This window comes from Brevundimonas sp. (genome assembly GCF_965278935.1).
Taxonomy (GTDB): Bacteria; Pseudomonadota; Alphaproteobacteria; order Caulobacterales; family Caulobacteraceae; genus Brevundimonas.
Genome location: NZ_OZ257124.1, coordinates 2,586,588 through 2,607,137, shown reverse-complemented (window position 1 = coordinate 2,607,137; position 20,550 = coordinate 2,586,588). Strand labels below are relative to the sequence as shown.

The following is a 20,550-nucleotide window of genomic DNA, read 5'->3' as shown; positions in this document are numbered from 1 at the left end:
CACGTTGCTTCCGTCATGACTGACGGACGAAACCCCGCAGCACATTGGCTTCCGTGCTCAGCACCAGCCGGTCGATGTCGATCCGCTTCGGCGCGGCGAACAGGATGAAGTAGTACTTCATCTGCTCGGACCACCAGTAGCCGGGGCAGTTGTCGCCCTGGGTCATCGGCCGGGTCGAGATGTCGGTCAGGGCCGTGTAGCCATAAGCCGCCTTCGAGCTCGCCTTCATGTTGCGATAGTGGGTCGCGGCGATGGCGCGGTAGCGGTCGTCGCGGTCGTGCTGCCACAGGTTCAGACAGGCGTCGGCGACCTCGGGCCTCAGGCCGGTGCGCAGGGTGCGGGGCAGGGCGGTGGTGACGTCGGTCGACTCCGGCACGATCAGGTACCGCTCCTGCATCGTCGTGTAGGTCTTGAGAAAGTCGTCGCCCTCGGTCTTGAACCCGGCCTGACCCAGCAGCCCGGCCAGATAGGCGCCCAGCACGGTCTGGGACGTGCCCGTCACCTCGCCGGTTTCGAAGTCGACCATCGTGAACCACAACAGGCCGTCGTAGCGCCTGCCCTGATGGTCGATCATGGCCTGCAGGCATTCCTGCGCGGCGACCTTCAGGTCCTCATCGCCGAACAGCTCCCAAGCGTCCCACAGATATTCGTAGAAGCTGTCGGCATAGACATCGATCGAGGCGTTGCGGCTGATGAATTGGCCGGTCTCTGCATGGATGTTGGCCGCCATCAGCCCGATCGGCGAGCGCATGTTCAGGGCGTGCATCATCGCCCGCTTGGCCGCCGCATAGTAGCGCTCGTCGCCCGTCAGTTCGCCCAGCACCCCGAACTCGGTGATGTAGGTGCCGATCTCGGCGAGGTTGGTCTCCGGATCCCGCACCGCCCCGGTCTTCAGGTTCACATACCGATACGGCAGGCCGTGCGGCGAGGCGTCGAAGGCCTTCAGCAGCCGATTGCCGAGGTCGTCGGCCTTCTCCAGCAACACTGGATCGCCGCAGGCCAGGAAGGCCGACAGCAGACCGCCGACCAGGCGGATATTGGTCTCGAACACCTGGGCGTAGCCGTCGATGTCGAAGTTCAGGTTCGCCTTGACCCAGTCCACCCCGGCCTGGAACTCGGCGTCCAGTTCCATGATCCACAGGGTGTCCAGCGCCTCGACCAGCGACAGACCCAGATCGTGGCCCTCGATGAAGAAGGACTGGGACGTGCCGGAGACCGGGTTGATCTCGTCCTTGCCCCAGGCGCGCTCGACATAGTGGTCCCAGGCCCATTTGAACTCGGCCTTCACGTCGGCCCCGAGCGCGGCCCAGTCTTCCGACAGCGCGAGGGCGGGCAGGGGAGCCAGTCCCGCCAGCAGACCGCCTCCGGCCAGGGTCAGCGCCGAACGGCGGTGCAGGGACAGGGTTCTCATCGCCGAACTCTCCGATTCACTCCGGCCGCACAATGCCGGTCGCCTCGGGGTTCCGCCAGCCGGAGGCCGGGCCGAACTTTCTGCAAGACCTTGCTGTTCACGTCCTTGGCCTTCCTTGGCCAGCAGGAAACCTGGGACGACCCTCGTGAGGGCCACGATGATCGGGTGCACGCGTGAAGCTGGACGACGACGGGCGAGTTTACCCGCCGGTCTGCGGACCCTGGAAATCGAACTGCGGATCCTGCGGGCGGCGAGGGCTCGAGCCGAAGGTCCAGGTCAGGCCAACGTAGCCGGCGCGACCGCCGAAGGTGCGGTCGGTGCGATCGCGGAAGGTCGGGGTATCATAGGTAATGACGTCGCCGGCCTCGTCGAACAGGTCGCGCACGGTTAGCTGGAAGGCGACCGTTTCTGTCAGCTTGCGGCGATAGCCCAGGTTGACCAAGGCGCGGCTCTCGCGGGTCCCCTGCGCCAGAAGGGCGTCGCCGTTCCACTGGCCTGACAGCTGGACGAAGTCTTCGGGCGTGGGCTGCCAGTTCAGGTTCAGCCGCCCCGAGACCAGGATGTCGGACCGGTCTGTCGCACCGGGGATCCCCGATGCGTCGATCTCCGAGCGATAGACATTGATGCTGGCATTGTAGCGCAGGGTCGAGGTCAGGCGGCCGTTGGCGACCGCCTCCACGCCCGTGTCGCGCCGGGCGCCGAGGTTCTCGGGCCGGGTCAGCAGGACGCCGCCGCCCACGTCGGTGGCGATCTCGGTGAAGGCCCTGGTCGTATCGCGATAATAGGCCGTCGCCTGATAGAAGGTCTGGCCCGCCCGCATCTGCCACTGCAGTTCGAAGGCGTCGGTCTCCTGCGGCTCCAGGGTCGCGTTGCCCGAGCGAAGGTTCAGCGGATCGACGTAGGCGACGAAGGGGTTCAGCTGGAACGGCGCGGGCCGCTGGATGCGGCGCGAGTAGCTACCGCGCAGGGTCTGGGTCTCGGCCAGCTGGTACTGCAGATGCAGGGTCGGATAGGCGCGGAAATAGTCCTGCGAGGCGTGCACGCCCGAGGTGATCGAGTTGACCTCGATGTCCGCCTGTTCGAGCCGCAGACCGAACTGGGCCGACAGCTTTTCGCCAAACGGCCGCTCCCAGGTCGCATAGAGGGCATGCACCGTCTGGTCGGCCTCGAAACGGTTTGTCAGACCGGGGACCACGACCGGCAGGCCGGTGGGCGTTCCGCGACGGACGACGTTGTCCTGTTCCGGTTGTCGCATCTCCAGCTCATAGCCGAGACGCAGTTTGGCCATCTCGCCGATCGGCCGGACATAGGCGCTTTTCAGGGTGATACGCGTGAACGGGCTGTCGGTGGTGACGCGTTCGAAGGCCGTCGGTCCGGCCGGAACGCCAGGCGTGGTCGTGCTGTTCTGGTGCAAAGAATTCTCGCCGCGGTCGAACTGGACCTCGTTGCTCCACTCGTGGCCCGCGTCATCGAACTGGTGCAGGACGCGCACCGTCGCACCATATCCCTTCCAGCCCTGCTCGATGTCGCTGTCCCGGCGATAGGACGACGCGACGCCGCCCGCGACGTCGCGCGCCTCGAACTGCTCCGTGCCGTCGCCCGTGTTGTCGAACTGGCCGCCGCGCGCTTCCAGCGTCAGCTGGGTCTTGTCCGTCAGTCGATACTCGAGCCCGACATCGCCATAGTATCCGTCCGAGGCGAAATCGACGTTCTGGTCCTGGGTGCTGGGCAGGAAGCGGCCCGACGCCGTGTCCAGACGCTCACGCTCGCGCCGGATGACCTGCTCGCCGGTGTCGTGCCGCACGCCGAGATTGCCCGAGAGCGTCAACGCCCCCGACGTGCGCGAGCCGCTGAAGCCGAGGTTCCATCGCCCGTCGTCGCCGACGTTGGCGCTCAACGATCCCGTGGAGACCGTGCCCGGGCGCGGCTGGTTGGGCCTGGTGATCAGGTTGATGACGCCGCCGGAGCCCTCGGGGCTGTAGGCTGCCGACGGATTGGTCATCACCTCGATGCGGGCGTACTGGCCGGCCTGCATCTGCTGCAGGGCCTGGGCGCGGCCTTCGCCCGAGAGGACGCCCGACGGGCGGCCGTCGACCAGGATGGTGACATTGCCGTCGCCGCGCAGGGAGACGTTGCCTTGGGGATCGACATCGACCGACGGCACGTTCCGGAGCGCATCGGCCAGACTGCCGGTCGTGGCCTGCAGATCGTCGGCGAGGCTGTAGCTGACCGAGTCGATGGAGGCGCGCACGTCTGTGGCTCTCGCGGTCACGGTGACCTCGTCGACGGTGGTGGCCTCGTCCTCGGGCGTTTCCTGCGTGTCCGCGGGCCGGTTCTGAGCCGTCGCGGGGGCCGGCGTCGCGGTCTGGGCCAGAGCCGGCGCGGCCGGAGCGGCGAGAGCCGTGGCGGCCAGCAGAAGCAACTTCAAAGACGTCAAGACCAGAACCCCGTCGACCCGTTGTGGGCATCGCTCCGCAGCGCTCGGTCATTTCGACGGTGAGCGGCATGAGCGAATCCTGAGGTCCTGCTGAAATGCACCTCAGGCAACGGTCAGGCGGGCGGGCGAGCCAGTTGGATCGTGCCTAACAGCCGTTTCGGGTAATCGACAGTTACATCGATTTCATGTCCTTGGACGTGATGTCCGCGCCTGAGCTCGTGCAAAAATGCGGATCGACCGCATGGGGTTTGCCTTCCTCTGCGTAACTCTATTGGTTGTTCAGGGATGAATCGATGAACAACCTTGAGCAACTCACCACGCGAGAACGTCAGTGCCTGATGGGCGTGGCGCGGCATCGCCAGTCGAAGGAGATCGCTCGCGATCTCGGCATTTCCTCGAAGACCGTCGACAAGCATATCGAGACCGCATGCAAGCGACTGGGCGTCGGCTCCCGTCGCGACGCCGCGCTTCTCCTGCTCAACGCGGGTCTACGGAGTGAACCCGTAGGGGAGCCATCCCGAGTAGAAAAAGCCGCTTCAAACGCCGCTTTCTTTCACACGAAAGGAGGCCCCATTGACCCTGACACTTCCGAAATGGACCTGGGACTATCTCGAGACCGTCTTCGAGGATTTGGCGCAGACCCCGGCGGAGAAAGCCGCCGTCCTGCACCTGGTCTCGGTGACGCGGGAGATGAGCCCATATCTCTCGAAGCTCGATCTGCTGCGCGAGATTATCTGCATCGGGCTCGTACTGTTGCCAGAGCACGATCGGCCGCCGGGCGCGACCCAGCTGAGATCGTCGAGTACCGCCGCATCGGGCGGGACCTGCTGATTGTGATCGCCCTGACGTGCGGGATCGCCTTCCTGCTCGCGGGAGCCATCGGCGCAACGCTGATGATCCAGCACCTCCTGCAAGCGGCCGATCAAGCCCAGCGACTTCGCTGAACGGAACCCGCCGCGAGCATCCGCATGTTCAACGACCAAGTCCTGTTCCTGGCCACGGCCGCCCAGATCGGCGGCGTGATCCTGAATATCCTCGTCTGCGGCGTCGCCATCTGGAAAGGCGCGCACACCGAGCGGGTCGCGGCGATTTCGATCGTAATTGCCTCGATCCTGTCGCCGCTCGTCCAGAACTGGACCGACTGGACCTCGCCACAGTGGAACATCCTGATCATCGACGCTGCGAACCTCGGGGTGTTTCTGTATCTGATCGTCAGAACCCACAGGGTCTGGCTGCTGTTCGGTTGCGCGTTCCAGCTTCTGGCCGTCCTGAGCCATCTGGGCATGCTGATCGATCCGAGCGTCATGCCCCGGGCATACATCTCCACCCTGTACCTGATGTTCTACGGTCTGATGTTCGCTCTGGCGGCCGGAATATGGGAGGGGCGCCGACGTGATGCGTGAGCGTGAGTTGCGTCAATCGAGCGGAGTGTTCATAGCGTTACGGTATGAGCTCCCCGACTCCTAATCCGATCGACATCGCCGTGGGCCAGCGTGTTCGCGCCATACGCGAGTTGCGTGGGCTCACCCAAACCGACCTGGCCAAGGCCACGGGCGTGACCTTCCAGCAGATACAGAAGTACGAACGCGGCTCGAACCGCGTCTCGGCCTCGCGTCTGATGCTCATTTCTCATGCACTCGGCCAGCCGGTGAGCGCCTTCTTCGAGCCTGAGGAACCCGGCGACAGCGATGGTCTGGATCTATTCGCCGTCAGCGGATCGAAAGCGCTGCTCGAGGCCTACGGGCGGATCGAAACGCCGGATCAGCGCCGCATCGTCGTCGCCCTGGCGCGTTCGCTGGCCGGCGAGACAGGCCCCTCCTGATCCATCCGACGATGCGGTCGATTTAAGCCGCGGCGCGTCATCCTCCCCGATCCGGCCCCGGACAGGCGTGGACGCGACCGGACCTACGGCAGATCAGGTTCCCGCCTCTGAAGCGAGAGGGCCGTCTTGAGGCCCGTCCTGCCCGAGAAACCTCTGGCGGTCGCCTCGCACGGCTTCGATGATCAGGCTCGTGACCGCCCGGATGCGCGCGAGACGCCGGAGATCGGCGTGGGTGACCAGCCACAGGCTGCGTTCGAGCCGTACCGCATCGGGCAGGACGTGAACCAGACCGGATTCCCGTGCAGCGATGAAGTTCGGCAGGACGCAAAGACCGGCCCCAGCCAAGGCGGCCTGTAACTGGGCAATCAGGTTGGAACTCTGCAGTCGAACCACGACCTCCACATCCGGCGCCTGCATGTAGTCGAGCTCGGGCGCGTAAAGCAGGTCGTCGATATAGCCGATGAACCGATGCCCGCTCATGTCGGTTCGCTTCAGGATGGGCGGCCGGGCCTCAAGATACGCGGGCGACGCATACAGGCCGAGCCGGTAGTCGGTCAGTCGTCTGGACACCAGCCGGCCCTCGCGCGGCGCGCTGAGCGTGACGGCGACGTCGGCCTCGCGCTTGGACAGGTTGACCGCCCCGGCCATCGCGACGAGCTGGATCTCAAGCTCCGGATGGCGATCGGCCAAAGCCGCCAGCAGGGGCGCGATGACATAGCTGCCGAAGCCTTCGGGGGCTCCGATGCGGACCGTGCCGGTCAGGGCCTGATCCGCCTGGCCGAGTTCGCCGGCGGCGCGGATCGCGAGGGTCTCCATCGCCTCGGCCGTCGGCATCAGGCGTTCGCCATGCGCGGTCAGGACGTGACCGGCCGGGGTACGGTCAAACAGCTGGGCTCCCAGCTGCGCCTCCAGCGCGCCGATCCGCCGACCGACCGTCGTGTGATCCGCTTCAAGACGAGAGGCGGCCGTGGTCAGGCGGCCCGTTCGGGCCACGGCCAGGAAGGCCCTCAGATCATTCCAGTTGAACTCGGCCAACGCGGCTCCTGTGCAAAAACGCACGATGGTTGGGTATTTCGTAGCATGGATATGCGAAAATCTCCATGCGATAGGCAGGGGACACGCCCGTTCGAGGATTTTCGCCATGGCTTTCGACTCCGTCGTCGCTTCCCGCGCCCCGCTTTCCGCCGACATGACCGCCGCGCAGGTGATCGATCTGGCCGGCGCGCCTTGCCCCGTGTGGACCGCCGAGAACCCAGACCGCGCCTTGGCCTGGATCTATGTCGCACCCGCCGACTGCATGGCTGTAGACATCCTGACCGCCCGCTGATCCGAGAGCGCCATGACCACGATGACAGGCGACAAGCCCTTCTTCGATTTCCCGATCCCGATCCTGCCGGACCCCGAGGTCGCGGCCGAGGCGATGATGCGCCTTGCCGAGGTCGCGGCCGCCGCCGCCAGGACGACCGCCGCCAAGGCCATGCAGCCGACCGCGCTGCCCTACGATCCGACGACGCTCGTGCGTGCGGTCGTGGACTTCAACATGGCGGTGACGGCGCGGCCCGGCGCCCTGCTTGAGGCCCAGGCCAGGAACTGGACCGATTGGACCAACCTGTGGACCTCGACCGCCCAGCGGGTCTGGGGTCTGGCCGCCGAGCCGGTCGCGGCCCCGGCCAAGGGCGACCGTCGCTTCTCCGGCGCGGACTGGAGCGAGCCTGCCTATGACGCGCTGAGGCAGGCCTATCTGCTGGCGGGGCGTCAGCTTCAGGACTTCATCGCGACCGCGCCGGTCAGCGACGAGATCCGGGGTCAGGTCGACTTTCTGGCTCGCCAGCTCACCAACGCCCTGTCGCCCGCCAACTTCGCCCAGACCAATCCGGAGGTCGCACGCCGTGCGATGGCGACTGGTGGCATGAGTCTGGTTACGGGCCTGACGAACCTGCTGGAAGACGTGGCCCGTGGCGATGGCCTCGTCGGCCGACGTGCGCCGAACGACTTCGAACTGGGGGTCAACATCGCTGCCACCCCCGGCGCGGTGGTGTTCAGGAACCGGCTGATGGAGGTGATCCAGTACGCGCCGACGACGGAGACGGTCTATCGCCGTCCGCTGCTGTTCGTGCCGCCGCTGGTCAACAAATTCTATCTCTTCGATCTGACGCCCAAGGCCAGCTACCTCAAGTGGCTGGTGGATCAGGGCCACACGGTCTTCGTCATCTCCTGGGTGAATCCGGACGCCAGCCACGCCGACGTGGGTCTCGACGACTATGTGATCGAAGGCGTCGCCGCCGCCATGGACGCTGTCGAACAGGCGACGGGCGAACCAGATCTGGATCTCGTCTCCTACTGCCTCGGCGGAACGCTGTCGGCCATGACCCTGGCCTGGCTGGCTGAGACGGGCCGCGCCGACCGCGTCGCTTCGGCCACCCTGATCGCCAGCCTGGTCGATTTCTCGGACATGGGCGAATGGTCGGTCTTCACGGGTGAAAACGACCTCAAGGCTTTCCACCGCTATCTGGACGAGCGCGGCTATGTCGAGGCGCATGACCTCGCACGGCTGTTCTCGACGGTGCGGGCCAATGACCTGATCTGGTCGTCGGTGGTCCAGCACTATCTGATGGGCGACGACGCCCGCGCCTCTGACCTGTTGTGGTGGTTCGACGACGGCGCCCGGATGCCGGCGCGCACGCTCAAGGAATACGGCGACTGGATCCTGCGCCAGAACAGGCTGAAGGAAGCGGGCGGCATATCCATCGGCGGCGTGGCTCTGGATCTGAAGGCGATCAGGACCCCGGTGACGATCGTCGGCTTCCACGACGACCACGTCTCGGCCTGGCGCGCGACCTACGCCCAGCGCGGCCACTTCGGCGGCGACACCCGGTTCATTCTGGGCGGCTCGGGGCACAACGCCGGGATGATCAATCCGCCCGCCGCCAACAAACACGGCTACTGGACCAGCGACGAAAGCCGAGCCGATGCCGAGGCCTGGCTGGCCGGAGCCGAGAAGAAGCCCGGTTCATGGTGGCCCGAGTGGCAGGGGTCGCTCGACGCCGCCTCCGGCGACGACAAGGTCAAGGCGAGGAAGGTCGGCTCCGGCAAGCTGAAGGCCGGTGATCCTGCCCCCGGGACCTACGTTCGCGTTCGCCACTAGGGCCCACACGTCCGCGGACGGGCTTCGGCTGAGCGCTTCGGCGGAGCGTCGCAATCCTGTAGGCGCCGACTTTGGCGAGGAAGAAACGGTCGGGCCAGAACTTGGTTACTCAAGTTTTAAGTCGTTAAGAATTGTGTAAAGCAATGTTCGACAAATATTAGGTAGGCCTACCTATTGTGCAGGACGAGCAAAAAGCTCTCGAACTCCAAAACGGCGTTCGGAACCTGGGAATAGGAACATCGTCATGGCGGTGAACAGCGTGAACACGAACTCTGGAGCGCTGGTGGCGCTTCAGAACCTGCAAACAACACGATCACAACTCGACACGGTCCAGAACCGTGTCAATACGGGCAAGAAGGTCAACAACGCCAAGGACAACGGGGCCATCTGGGCGATCGCTCAGGGCCAACGCGGTGAAATATCCGCCCTGAACGCCGTCAAAGACAGCCTGGATCGCGGCTCTTCGGCCGTCGATGTCGCCATGGCCGCCGGTGAATCCGTCTCCGACCTGCTGATCCAGCTGAAGGAAAAGGCCCTCTCGGCGACCGACAAGTCGCTGTCGACGGCCTCGCGCAAGGCCTTGAACGAAGACTTCAAGTCCATCCGCGACCAGATCGCCACGGTGGTCTCGAACGCCAAGTTCAACGGCGTCAACATGCTGGATAACTCCACCGGCACCAACGGCTTCAAGGCCCTGTCGAACACGGCCGGCTCCACCATCAAGGTGGCTCCTGAAAACCTGTCGCTGGGCGGCGCCAACGTGACCCTGGCCGCGACCGCCACCATCGGCACTTCGACACTGGCGACGAGTGCGCTGACCGCCATCAACGCATCCATCGACAACGTGTCGTCCGCCCTGGCTCGCCTGGGCACCGGCGCCAAGTCGCTCGACACGCACCGCACCTTCGTCAGCAAGCTTTCCGACGCTCTGGAAAACGGCGTGGGCAATCTGGTCGATGCGGATCTGGCCAAGGAAAGCGCGCGACTGCAGTCGCTGCAAACCAAGCAACAGCTGGGCGTGCAGGCTCTGTCGATCGCCAACTCCTCGACCTCGATCCTGCTCGGCCTGTTCCGATAGGAATGACCCGGGCGGGGCGCGGTGCGTCTCGTCCGGGTCTGCCGGCGACGCGATCCGGGGCATGCACGCGACGGCCGCCCCGAACGATCCTCCACCGAGGCATCCACGCGGGTCGCAGATCACCTGAAGGTGTTACGCCGCCGGTGTCCGCTCCCTCCTCCACCGCAATCCGGGGAAGGTGACGTCCGATAGTTGGCGCCGTGACTGGAAAGTTTTCACGTCAGGGATTACCCCCGGTCGGCGGGTGAAATTCACTCCGGGAGACAGCGAGTTGGCGAGCGAGAAGGAGCGGGTTTCGATGGGCGGCCAGCCGGTGCCGCCGACCCGCAAACGCAAGGCCGCGCCGTCTACGGGACGCACCAAGGCCGAAGCACGGGCGTTGATGGTCGAGAACATCCTCGATGGCGCCGAATACCTGTTCTCGAAAAAGGGGCTGGACGGGGTCACCCTGCGCGACGTGGCCGAGCGGGTCGGCATCCACGTGACGTTGCTGAACTACTACTTCAAGGACAAGATCAACCTGTTCGAGAGCGTCTTCGCCCGTCGCGCGGGCGTGACCAGCGGGCGGCGCATGGTCGCCCTGGAGCAGTATGACGCCGAGTGCGGCGGCGAGCCGACGGTCGAGGGCGCGCTGCACGCCTTCCTCGATACCGACCTCGATCTCTACTACCAAGGCGGGGAGGGCTGGATGAATTACGCCGCCTTCTGCGCCCGCGTCAGCAACACACCCGAGGGCGCCTTGCTGATGGACGAGCATTTCGACCCGGTGGTGCTGAAGCTGGTCGAGATCCTGAAGAAGGCGCTCCCCGACTATTCGGACGAGGAGATCTTCTGGGGCTACCACTTCGTCTCGGGGTCGCTGATGAACACCTTGGCGCGGACGGGGCGGATCGACCGGCTGTCGGGCGGCGCCTGTCACTCCGACGACTATCCGGCGATCAAGAAGCGGATGGCCCGGTTCATGGCGGCCGGCTTCCTGTCGCTGAAGCGATAGGCCTCAGGGGCAGGAAGGGCTCGGCGGCAGGACCGGCGAGTTCAGGCCGACGTTCCAGTACCAACCGAGATTGCCTGCGGCGCGCTTGCGGCATACGGCGCTCTCATGCAGGGCGAAGGCGCCCGGATGCAGGTCGCGCTCCAGCACCGGCCCATCGCGGAATGCCAAGAACGGACCGTCGGCGCTGAAGGCGGGCCAGGCCGGGCCGTGGTCGCTTTCAGGGCGACCCGAACGAGCGAAGCTGGTCCAGTAGTCGATCATTGCGTTCGAGAGGCGGGTCTCGCCGGGGGCGTCCGGAATGGCCGGCCAGTGCGGCGGCGTCCTACGCAGGGCGCCGAACAGATAGGGCAGTTCCGACGCGTGGAAGGCGTGCAGGCCCGCGTTGTCGGCGGCCGGATAGCCGTGATCGAACATGTAGAGGAAGGACGGCTGGCCGATTGCCGTCTGGGAGCGAACCAGCCGTTCGGAGGTCCAGCCGTAGAAGGCGTCGCGCGTGCCCGCCAGGATGCTCTCGTCCATCGCCTCGGCAGGATAGAGGCGCAGGTATTCGCCGGCGAGGTCGCCGTAGCGCTCACGAATGGCCTGCTCGTAAGCGGCCGCGCTGGCCGGAGCGGCGGGCGCGAGCGTCCGCAGCGAGCGGATCTCGCCGCTGTTGAAACCGGCCAGAACCGGGACCGGCGCCTGTTCTCCGCGATTGAAGACGTCGAGCATCTGATCGCGCAGAACCACGCCGTCGATGATGCCAGCCGGCAGGAAGCCGGCGAGGGCGGCGCTGTCGGTCAGGGTCTGCGGGTCCATGGCCCGCAGCGCCCGGACGTCGAGGGCCTGGATCGCGGTGGCGATACCGAGACCGCGCGTCTCCGCCGAAGGCGCGCCGTGGACCGTTTCACGCAGGTCGGCCATCGACATCAGATAGGCGCTTTGGGCGATCGCCCTGTCAAAAAGGCCGCGCGCGGCGGGGGCGGTCAGCAGATAGAGGATGCTCAGGCCGCCGGCGGACTCGCCCGCGATGGTCACGTTATCCGGATCGCCGCCGAAGGCCGCGACGTTCTGCTGGACCCATTCCAGGGCCGCGATCTGGTCCATGATCCCGTAGTTGCCCGAAGCATGGGTCGGGGATTCCGCGCTGAGGCCGGGGTGGGCGAGATAGCCCAGAACGCCGAGGCGGTAGTTGATCGAGACGACAACGATGCCCTGCGCGGCCAGCGCCGCACCGTCATACATCGGCTCCTTGCTGGAGCCCGCGACCAAGGCGCCGCCGTGGATCCAGACGATGACCGGGGCGTGGCCGGCGGTGTCCGGAGACCAGACGTTCAGCGACAGGCAGTCCTCGCTCGTGCGACCGAGGTCCTGCGAATAGATCGTCGTACGCCGCGAGGTCGGCTGGATGCAGGCGGGCCCGAAGTTCGTCGCTTGCCGCACCTCGGTCCAGGGCCGGACCGCGACCGGGGGGCGCCAGCGGTTCCGGCCGACGGGCGCCTGGGCGTAGGGAATGCCCTTGAAGACCGACAGGTCGCCGTCACGCAGGCCTGCGACGGGGCCCGCGGGGGCCCGGACGACGAGGCCGTCGTCCGTGGCTGAGGCGGTCGGCGCGGTTGCACAGGCCGCGAGGAGAACGGCGAGACCGGCGGTGAGAAGCAGCGATCTCATGCGGAGGCTCCGATGCGCGAGGTGGGCCGGCCCAGGACGCGCGCCAGGACGAAGAACAGGGCGATGGCGACCAGATAGACCGGGATCAGGGTGTAGAGGGCGATCTGCAGCGAGTTGTCCGGATGTGCGGCGTGGAAATAGTCGCTCGCGGCGCCGACGTAGGTTGGCCCCACGCCCATGCCGATGAAGTTCATCAGCAGAAGCAGCAACGCGCCCGACATGACCCGCTGGTTGGGCCGCACCTCTTCCTGAACCAGCGCTACCGACGACGACAGGTAGAAGTAATTGAGGAAGTTCGGACCCAGCATCAGCACCAGAGCCAGCGGCCAGGACGGCGCCCAGACGAAGGCGATGTAGAAGGGCAGGGCCAGCGACAGCGAGATGGCCGGCAGCAGGGCGTAGGCCTTGCGCGACACCTTGGTGTAGCGGTCGATCAGATAGCCGGACGCGAAGATCCCGCCGCCCATGCCGATAGCCACGACGAGGGCGTACCAGACGGCGACGTCGTTCAGCTGCATGCCCTTCTCGCGCATCAGGAACAGCACGGCGAAATTGCCCATTCCGTAGGTGACGATCTGGGTCACGCCGCTGCCAAGGGCCGCCAGGACAAGGACGGGGCTCGAGAAGAACATCTTCGCCGTGCCCCAGAAGGGGGCCTTCGCAGAGGCGGCCGTCGGTGTGGCTTCGCCCGATGCGTCCAGCCCACCGCGCCTGGGTTCCTTGACCAGGAACGGCGTGGCCAGAGCGACGACGAGGCCGATCACGCCGATGGCGATGAAGGCGTCACGCCAGCTGAAGGCCGCCGCGATCGATGCGCCGAAGGCGATGCCCAGCGCCGCGCCCACCGGCGGCCCCAGATTGAAGATGCCCAGGGCCATGCCACGACGGCCGGGCGGGAAATAGTCGGTGATGATCGCGTAGGAAGGCGGTACGCCCCCGGCCTCGCCGAACCCGACCGTCATCCGCGACACGGCAAGCTGACCGAAGTTGCGCGACAGGCCGCAGGCGATAGTGGCCGCGCTCCAGATCCCGCAGGCGACCGAGACGACCCACACCCGATTGGTGCGATCCGCCAGCCAGCCGACCGGGATGGCGATGAAGCAATAGAAGAACGCGAAATAGAGCCCGCCGAGCAGGCCCAGCTGGCTGTCGCTGATGTGCAGCGTGTCCTGGATCGGCTTGGCCAGGATCGACAGAAGCTGACGGTCCAGGAAGTTGAGCACATAGACGAACCACAACATGCCGAGCGCCACCCAGGCGCCCTTCTGCACGGGTGGCGACCGACCGTCGGCGGTGGAAATCGTTGTCATCTATGCTCCCTCCCAGGAGACCGTGGTGGTCTTCGGCGTTCCCGGTTCCGGGTTATGCGCCGCCGTAGATCGTTCGCAGCTCAGTCTTGTTGATCTTGCCCGTGGCCGCCAGCGGCATCGACGGGATCTGGACGATACGGTCGGGGATCCACCAGTCGGCGATCCGGCCCTTGAGGCTGGCGACAAGGGTCGCATTCTCGACCGCCTGACCCTGTGCGGTCTCGACGATCATCACCGGGCGCTCGCCCCATTTCGGATGGAGCGTGCCAATGACGGCGACCAGGGCGACGGCGTCCAGGGCTCCGACGATTTCTTCGATCTCGACCGGATTGATCCACTCGCCGCCCGACTTGATCAGGTCCTTGGAGCGGCCTGCGAGATGCAGGTTGCCCGCGTCGTCGAGGATGGCCAGGTCGCCGGTGTCGAACCAGCCGTCGGCGTCCAGAGCCGTCTGTTCGGCGCCGTAGTACTGGCGCACGACGCTGTGCCCCTTGACCTTGAGACGACCAACCGCGTTGCGCTGCTCGGGGAGGGGAGCGCCCGCCTCGTCGGTCAGCAACAGGTCGATGCCCATGGGCGGACGCCCGGCGCCGCGCGCGGCCATCGGCGCGTCGGTGCGTGGGGAGATGACGCCTTGGGGCGACAGTTCGGTCATGCCCCAGCTGGTCTGGACCGTGGCGCCGAACCGCTCTTCCATGCGCCGGATCAGACTCTCGGGGCAGCTCGATCCGCCGATCATGACGCGGCGCAGGGTCGGCGTGTCGGCGCCCGTGGCGTCCATATGGTCGAGCAGGCCGATCCACACCGTGGGCACCCCGACCGCGACCGTGGCCCCGTGGTCGTTGATGAGGCGAAGCAGGGTCGCGCCATCCAGATCCTTGCCGGGCAGGATCAGTCCGGCGCCGACGGCCGGCGCGGCGAACGGCAGGCCCCAGGCGCTGGCGTGGAACATGGGCACGGCGACGAGTACGACGTCCTCGTCCGTCAGGGCCATGGCGTCGGCTTGCAACGAGCGGACGGTGTGCAGGTAATGGGAGCGGTGGGTGTAGGCGACGCCCTTCGGCGCACCCGTCGTGCCGGAGGTGAAGCAGAGACCGGCCAGTTCGCGCTCGTCGAAGTCGCCCCAGGTGGTCGGGCGACCTCTGGAGGAGAGCAAATCCTCGAGTGCAAACTCGTCAGAAAACTCGCCAATGGACGTTTGGTCATCCAGGAGGATCAACCGTTCGAGGCATGGGCAGGCCTGCATCAGGGCGCGGCCTACGTCGGCGAGGCCGAGGCCCACGGCGAGGACGCGATCCTCCGCCTGGTCGACCATCGAGGCCAGCTGGGTGATCGTCAGTCGGGGATTGAGCGTATGGCAGACCAGGCCCACGCCCATGGCGCCGTACCAGACTTCCACATGATGATGAGTGTTCCAGGCGAGGGTCGCGATGCGGTCGCCGGGCTTCAGACCCAGATCGAGCAGGGCGCCGGACAAACGGTTGGAGCGGTCGCGCAGGGTCGCATAGTCGAGGCTCGCGTCCTTGCCGCCGACGGCGGTGACCACAGTCGTCCGCCCGTGCCATTTCGCCCCGTGGTCGAGGAAGCGATCGACCGTCAGCGCATAGTCCTGCATCGGATTGAAGGTCGGACGGGTCATGCTTGGAGAAGGCGCAAGGCGGATACAGGCCCGGTCGGAGAAGAGAAAAAGGTGGGGCGGCGGCAAGCCGCCGCCCCAGTCGCTCCGGCTAGAAGGTCTTGGTCAGGACGAGACCGTATTGCCGGGGCGGGCCGGCGTAGCGCAGGCCCGCGTTGATGGCGGCGATGTAGGTCTGGTCCGTCAGGTTGGTGGAGAAGGCGGACAGGATCCAGTCGTCGTTGGCGTAGGTGATCGTGGCGTTGACGATGTCACGCTCCTGAAGACGGTCGCCCAGAGCCTCATTGTTGAAGATCGAGGTGTAGGCCTCGCCGATGTGCGCGTAGTCGACGCGCGGCGTCAGGCTGGCCCCGCCGCCGAGGTCGAACGCGTACTGGACGCCGGCGTTGAAGGTGAACTCCGGCGCATAGCTCTGGCGATTGCCGGAGATGTTGCGGCAGTTGGCGCTGGCCGGACCCGTCGTGGGATTGCACAGGCCGGTGCGACCCAGACGCGGGTCGGCGCCGAAGAAGTCGCCCAGTTCCGAGTTCGAGACCGACGCGGCCACATTGAACGACAGGGGGCCGAAGAAGGCCTGGGCCGAACCTTCGAGACCCATCAGGACGGTGTCGCCCTGCACGTTCTGGACCCGGCTGACCTGCGGATACTGCGGATCGCCGATGTTGACCTGGAAGTCGTTGTAGACGGTGTAGTAGGCGCCGACCTGGGTCCGGATGCGGCCGTCGGCCAGCGTCGACTTCCAGCCCAGCTCATAGTCGATCAGGTCTTCGGACCCGAAGGTCTGGGCCGGCTGATAGAGGTTGGGTGCGTTCAGTCCGCCCGTCTTGTGACCCGTCGCCACGAAGCCGTAGACGAAGTTGTCATCGTCCAGCTTCCAGTTCAGCGTGATCTTGCCGGTCAGCTTCTCGTCTTCGAGTTCCTGGTCCTGGAACAGGACGATCCCGAACTGCGGGTAGGTCGTATAGACGTCGTCGTTGGTGACGGTGGTGTGGGCGTAGCGCGCGCCGATCTGGACCTGCAGCCGGTCCGAGATGTCGTAGCTGACCTGGCCGAACACGGCCGCCGTTTCCTTGGGCGTGTCGCCCCAGAGGTAGATGTCGACGACGTTCTCGGGGAAGCCGATCCGGTACTCGGCCGTCGGGAAGGTTTTTGCCGGGAAGGTGGCCATGTCGTTCTGATAGTAGAGACCCAGCAGCCAGGTCAGGCGCTGCTGATCCGGCGAAATCAGGTTGAACTCCTGGGAGAAGACCTCTTCGTCCAGCTGGTCGTAGAAGGTGTTGTTGGCCCGTGACGTGCCGTCCAGATCGGTCGAGAACCGCGACGTGCCGTTCTGGTAGCCGGTGATCGAGCGCAGGGTGATGCCGTTGTCGAAGGCGTAGCTGATGTTCAGCGAAGAACGGACGAACTCGTCATGGGCCTCGTTGGGTCCGTTGGCCGTGATCGTGAACGGATCGTTGGTCGCCAGGGCCGGATCGGCCGGATAGCCGCCGAGATTGATGTTGTTGTAGTCGGTCTTGAACAGGACCCGCAGGTCCGGGGTCGGCATCCAGAGGACGCTGGCGCGCACGCTGTTGGAGTCCACCTCGCCCGGGTTGCCGCGATAGGGGCCGGTGATGTCGTAGAAGCTGCCGCGCGTCTCGTGATTTGCGGCCAGGCGGACGGCCAGGGTGTCGGAGAGCGGCAGGTTGATCGCGCCCTGGACCTTCACCTGATCGTAGTTGCCGAGCTGGGCCGCGGCATAGCCGTTGATGCTGTTGAAATCCGGGTTACGCGCGGTGATGAAGACCGCGCCGCCCGTGGCGTTGGCGCCGGCGAAGGTGCCCTGCGGGCCGCGCAACAGCTCCAGGCTGCCGATGTCGTAATAGGGCTCCGTCTGGAAGTAGGCGGGGAAGGCCGCGACCCCGTCGCGATAGGTGATCACGCCGACGCCGATGGCGGTGGTCGCCTCCGACTTGCCGATGCCCCGGACGTTGAAGAAGTTGCCCTGACCGAAGTCCTGCACGGTGGTCGACGGGGCGGCGAACTGAAGCTGGTTCAGCGAGGTCACGCCCCGGTTCTGCAGGTCCTGACCGCTGAGCACGGTGGCCGCGACGGCGGTGGTCTGCAGATTGGAGGTGCGGCGTTCGGCCGTGACGACGACTTCGTCCAGTTGCGCCGACTGGGCGTCATCCTGGGAGGCGTTGCCGGCTTGCGAGTTCTGAGCCTGGGCGGTTCCAGCCCAGAGCAGGGCGACGGCCGAGGTGGTCAACCAGATATTACGCGTCACGATGTTTCATTCCCCGATAGCTGGCGTTCTGACGACGCCATGGGTGGAAGGTCTCATCGATATCGATTGGCGTCAATCCTAACTCTAACGATAGTGAACGTTGACTATAGCCGGGATCCACATCCATGCTGCGCCGCGAAAAGGACGCGGACGTCGTCGCATCGGGGAGACCATCATGACCATCGACCTTTCGCGGCGGGTGGCTGTCGTCACGGGCGCCGGCGGAGGCCTCGGCCGCAGCCACGCCCTCGCCCTGGCCCGACATGGCGCGCGCGTCGTCGTCAACGACCTGTCGGAAGCGGGCGCCTCGGCCGTCGCTGCCGAGATCCTCGCGGCGGGCGGCGAGGCGGTGACCTGTGTCTGCAGCGTCACCGACCGGGCGGCGGTCTTTGCCATGGTGGAGGACGCGGTTGCCCGATGGGGCTCTATCGACATCGTCGTCAACAATGCCGGCATCCTGCGCGACAGGACATTCGCCAAGATGGATCTGGACGATTTCGAACTGGTGTTGAACGTTCACCTGATGGGTTCGGTGAACGTGACAAAGGCCGCGTGGCCGCACATGCGTGAACAGGGTTACGGCCGGGTGATCTTCACCACCTCGTCGTCGGGCCTCTACGGCAACTTCGGCCAGGCGAACTACGGCGCGGCCAAGATGGGCCTTGTCGGCCTGATGCAGACTTTGGCGCTGGAGGGCGCGAAGTCCGGCATTCACGTGAATTGCCTGGCGCCGAGCGCCGCGACCCAGATGACCGAGAGTCTCTATTCCGAGGATGACCTGAAAGGCCTGTCGACCGACCTTGTCAGCCCGGGGATCGTCGCCCTGGCCAGCGAGAAGGCGCCGACACGGACGATCCTTCTGGCCGGAGCGGGAGGGTTCGAACAGGCGCACGTCACGATGACGCGCGGCCTCTACGTCGGCGACGCCGCCAATGCGGCGGAGCAGATCGAGGCCGGTTGGACCGTGGTCTCGGATCGGTCCGGCGAGACCGTCCCGGAGTCAGGTGCGGCCCAGTACCAGCACGAGGTGCAACACCCCGGTCGGCTGCGACTGGCCTCCTGACCGCCAAGCGCCTTTACGCCACCTGTGCCGTCGTTCCGGTTGGACGGAACGACGCGCGCTGACTGACCGGCTTCGACTCAGCTCCAGGAATATGCGGTCTTGGTCTGGGTGTAGAATTCGACGGCGGCGAAGCCCTGTTCGCGGGCTCCGTAGCTCGAGGCTTTCGAGCCGCCGAACGGCACGTGATAGTCGACGCCGGCGGTGGCGAGGTTGACCATGGTCATGCCGGCGCGGGCGCGGCGCTGGAAGTCGCGGGCGTGCTTGAGGCTGGTGGTGACGATGCCGGCGGACAGGCCAAACTCCGTGGAGTTGGCGACGGCCAAGGCCTCCTCGTAGTCCTTGACCCGGATCGTCGAGGCGACGGGACCGAACACTTCCTCGGTGTTGATGCGCATGGACGGATCGGTGTCGGCGATCAGGGTCGGCTGGACGTACCAGCCCGGCGTCGAGAGGTTGAGACGATCGCCGCCGGTGACGATCCGACCGCCCGCCTCGCGGGCGATGTCGATGTACTTGTAGCTCGTTTCCATCTGGGCCTCGGACACGGCCGGGCCCATCTGGCTGTTCGGATCCAGAGCATCGCCGACACGCAGGGCTGCGACCCTCTCGGCCAGCAGGGCGACGAACCGGTCGTGGATGGCGTCGGTCACGATCAGTCGGCTGGAGGCCGTGCAGCGCTGGCCGGTCGCGAAGAAGGAGCCGTCCAGCGCGACCATGACCGCGCGCTCGAGATCGGCGTCATCGAGCACGATCAGCGGATTCTTGCCGCCCATCTCGAGCTGGACCCGCGCCTGACGTTTGATCGCGCCCAGGGCCACGCCCGCCCCGACGCTCTGCGACCCGGTGAAGGAGAGGCCGTCGACATCGGGGTGATCCACGATCGCCTGACCCACGCCACCGCGACCGATGACGAGGTTGAACACCCCCTTGGGCAGGCCGGCCTCGACGAGGATGTCGGCCAGGGCCGAGGCCGTCGCCGGGGTCGGCCCCGCGGGCTTCATCACCACGGTGTTGCCGAAGGCCAGGGCCGGGGCGGCCTTCCAAGCCGGGATGGCGATGGGGAAGTTCCACGGCGTGATCAGGCCATAGACACCGACGGCCTGACGATAGGTCTGGATCTCCACGCCGGGGCGGACGCTGTCGAGGTTTTGACCGTGGCGACGCAGGGCCTCGCCGGCGAAATACTTGAGGATGCGGCCGGCGCGAACCGTCTCGCCGATGCCTTCGGGCAGGGTCTTGCCCTCTTCGCGCGACAGCAGGCGACCCAGTTGTTCGCGGCGCTCCATCACCAATGTCCCTGCGCGGTCCAGCACGTCGGAGCGGACTTCGGGACTGGCTTCCGACCAAGACGGGAAGGCGGCCTTCGCAGCGGCGACGGCAGCGTTCACCTCGGCCTGCCCCCCGTCGGGCGTGCGGGCGACGACCTCGCCGGTGTTGGACGGATTGAGGCTCTCCGTCGGCCGGGCCACGTCCGCGCGCTCGCCGTCGATCAGATGGCTGAGATTCAGGGTGTCGGTCATCGGTGAGGTCCTTCGGCTGTCGAGGGCGGTTTAGAGGCTGACCCATGCGCTGCGAACACCGAAACGCGCATGGATCGAACCGCAATGGGCATCGATGCAGGCTTCTCCCGCGGCAGGCGAACACCGATCAAGCCAAAACGCGTATCAGTCGATAGCCCATTTGGCTTAGACCCGCATCGAACCCCCCGATACCGTTTGGAAAAGGCGCGGCAATGGCG

General features: G+C 66.1%; 16 protein-coding genes. 8 read left to right on the top strand and 8 right to left on the bottom strand.

The window, feature by feature from the left end; genetic code table 11:
- Nucleotides 1–13: 13 nt before the first annotated feature.
- A complete protein-coding gene (locus ACQY68_RS12995) occupies nt 14–1,411 on the bottom strand; it encodes a glycoside hydrolase family 47 protein (protein WP_428149871.1) in 1,398 nt (465 codons plus the stop codon).
- A 199-nt stretch (nt 1,412–1,610) separates the two neighbouring features.
- Nucleotides 1,611–3,848 (bottom strand): TonB-dependent receptor domain-containing protein, encoded by a 2,238-nt coding sequence (locus ACQY68_RS12990; RefSeq protein WP_428149869.1) that lies wholly within the window; start codon nt 3,846–3,848, stop codon nt 1,611–1,613.
- A 293-nt stretch (nt 3,849–4,141) separates the two neighbouring features.
- On the opposite strand from ACQY68_RS12990, the gene ACQY68_RS12985 reads away from it, so the two are divergent.
- From ACQY68_RS12985 to ACQY68_RS12975, 3 genes are read left to right on the top strand one after another with little or no spacing between them, the layout of a single operon-like run.
- On the top strand, nt 4,142–4,792 hold the full coding sequence (locus ACQY68_RS12985; protein ID WP_428149868.1) for a helix-turn-helix domain-containing protein: 651 nt from the start codon (nt 4,142–4,144) through the stop codon (nt 4,790–4,792).
- A 24-nt stretch (nt 4,793–4,816) separates the two neighbouring features.
- Nucleotides 4,817–5,251 carry a hypothetical protein gene (locus ACQY68_RS12980; RefSeq protein ID WP_428149866.1) on the top strand — a complete coding sequence of 145 codons (435 nt, stop codon included), beginning with the start codon at nt 4,817–4,819 and terminating at the stop codon, nt 5,249–5,251.
- 44 nt (nt 5,252–5,295) lie between these two features.
- Nucleotides 5,296–5,670 (top strand): helix-turn-helix domain-containing protein, encoded by a 375-nt coding sequence (locus ACQY68_RS12975; protein WP_428149864.1) that lies wholly within the window; start codon nt 5,296–5,298, stop codon nt 5,668–5,670.
- A 93-nt stretch (nt 5,671–5,763) separates the two neighbouring features.
- Here the strand turns inward: ACQY68_RS12975 and ACQY68_RS12970 are convergent, their stop codons facing one another.
- Complete coding sequence (locus ACQY68_RS12970; protein ID WP_428149862.1) at nt 5,764–6,705, bottom strand: LysR family transcriptional regulator; 942 nt, start codon at nt 6,703–6,705, stop codon at nt 5,764–5,766.
- Nucleotides 6,706–6,811: 106 nt separating this feature from the next.
- Here ACQY68_RS12970 and ACQY68_RS12965 point away from each other — a divergent pair, with 106 nt between their 5' ends.
- From ACQY68_RS12965 to ACQY68_RS12950, 4 genes are all read left to right on the top strand, one after another.
- Nucleotides 6,812–6,997, top strand: a complete 186-nt coding sequence (locus ACQY68_RS12965) for a hypothetical protein (protein WP_428149861.1) — start codon at nt 6,812–6,814, stop codon at nt 6,995–6,997.
- A 12-nt stretch (nt 6,998–7,009) separates the two neighbouring features.
- On the top strand, nt 7,010–8,815 hold the full coding sequence (locus tag ACQY68_RS12960; protein ID WP_428149859.1) for a PHA/PHB synthase family protein: 1,806 nt from the start codon (nt 7,010–7,012) through the stop codon (nt 8,813–8,815).
- 244 nt (nt 8,816–9,059) lie between these two features.
- The gene (locus ACQY68_RS12955; RefSeq protein ID WP_428149858.1) at nt 9,060–9,893 is read left to right on the top strand and encodes a flagellin; all 834 of its coding nucleotides are present in this window, start codon (nt 9,060–9,062) and stop codon (nt 9,891–9,893) included.
- 298 nt (nt 9,894–10,191) lie between these two features.
- Entirely contained in the window at nt 10,192–10,887 is a 696-nt protein-coding gene (locus ACQY68_RS12950) for a TetR/AcrR family transcriptional regulator (protein ID WP_428152662.1), read from the top strand.
- 3 nt (nt 10,888–10,890) lie between these two features.
- Here the strand turns inward: ACQY68_RS12950 and ACQY68_RS12945 are convergent, their stop codons facing one another.
- The 4 genes from ACQY68_RS12945 to ACQY68_RS12930 all read right to left on the bottom strand — a co-directional run bounded on the left by ACQY68_RS12945 (nt 10,891) and on the right by ACQY68_RS12930 (nt 17,749).
- Nucleotides 10,891–12,537, bottom strand: coding sequence for a carboxylesterase/lipase family protein (locus ACQY68_RS12945; RefSeq protein ID WP_428149856.1), 1,647 nt, complete (start codon nt 12,535–12,537; stop codon nt 10,891–10,893).
- Nucleotides 12,534–13,847 (bottom strand): spinster family MFS transporter, encoded by a 1,314-nt coding sequence (locus ACQY68_RS12940; protein WP_428149855.1) that lies wholly within the window; start codon nt 13,845–13,847, stop codon nt 12,534–12,536. Before ACQY68_RS12940 ends, ACQY68_RS12945 begins: the two co-directional genes overlap by 4 nt.
- 52 nt (nt 13,848–13,899) lie before the next feature.
- Nucleotides 13,900–15,486, bottom strand: a complete 1,587-nt coding sequence (locus ACQY68_RS12935) for an AMP-binding protein (RefSeq protein ID WP_428149854.1) — start codon at nt 15,484–15,486, stop codon at nt 13,900–13,902.
- Nucleotides 15,487–15,574: 88 nt separating this feature from the next.
- Nucleotides 15,575–17,749 (bottom strand): TonB-dependent receptor, encoded by a 2,175-nt coding sequence (locus ACQY68_RS12930; RefSeq protein WP_428149852.1) that lies wholly within the window; start codon nt 17,747–17,749, stop codon nt 15,575–15,577.
- A gap of 175 nt (nt 17,750–17,924) precedes the next feature.
- Here ACQY68_RS12930 and ACQY68_RS12925 point away from each other — a divergent pair, with 175 nt between their 5' ends.
- Entirely contained in the window at nt 17,925–18,812 is an 888-nt protein-coding gene (locus ACQY68_RS12925) for an SDR family NAD(P)-dependent oxidoreductase (protein ID WP_428149851.1), read from the top strand.
- Between the two features lie 77 nt (nt 18,813–18,889).
- On the opposite strand, the gene ACQY68_RS12920 is transcribed toward ACQY68_RS12925, so the two are convergent.
- Nucleotides 18,890–20,332: an aldehyde dehydrogenase family protein gene (locus ACQY68_RS12920; RefSeq protein ID WP_428149850.1), complete on the bottom strand. Its 1,443-nt coding sequence runs from the start codon at nt 20,330–20,332 to the stop codon at nt 18,890–18,892.
- Between the last annotated feature and the right edge of the window lie 218 nt (nt 20,333–20,550).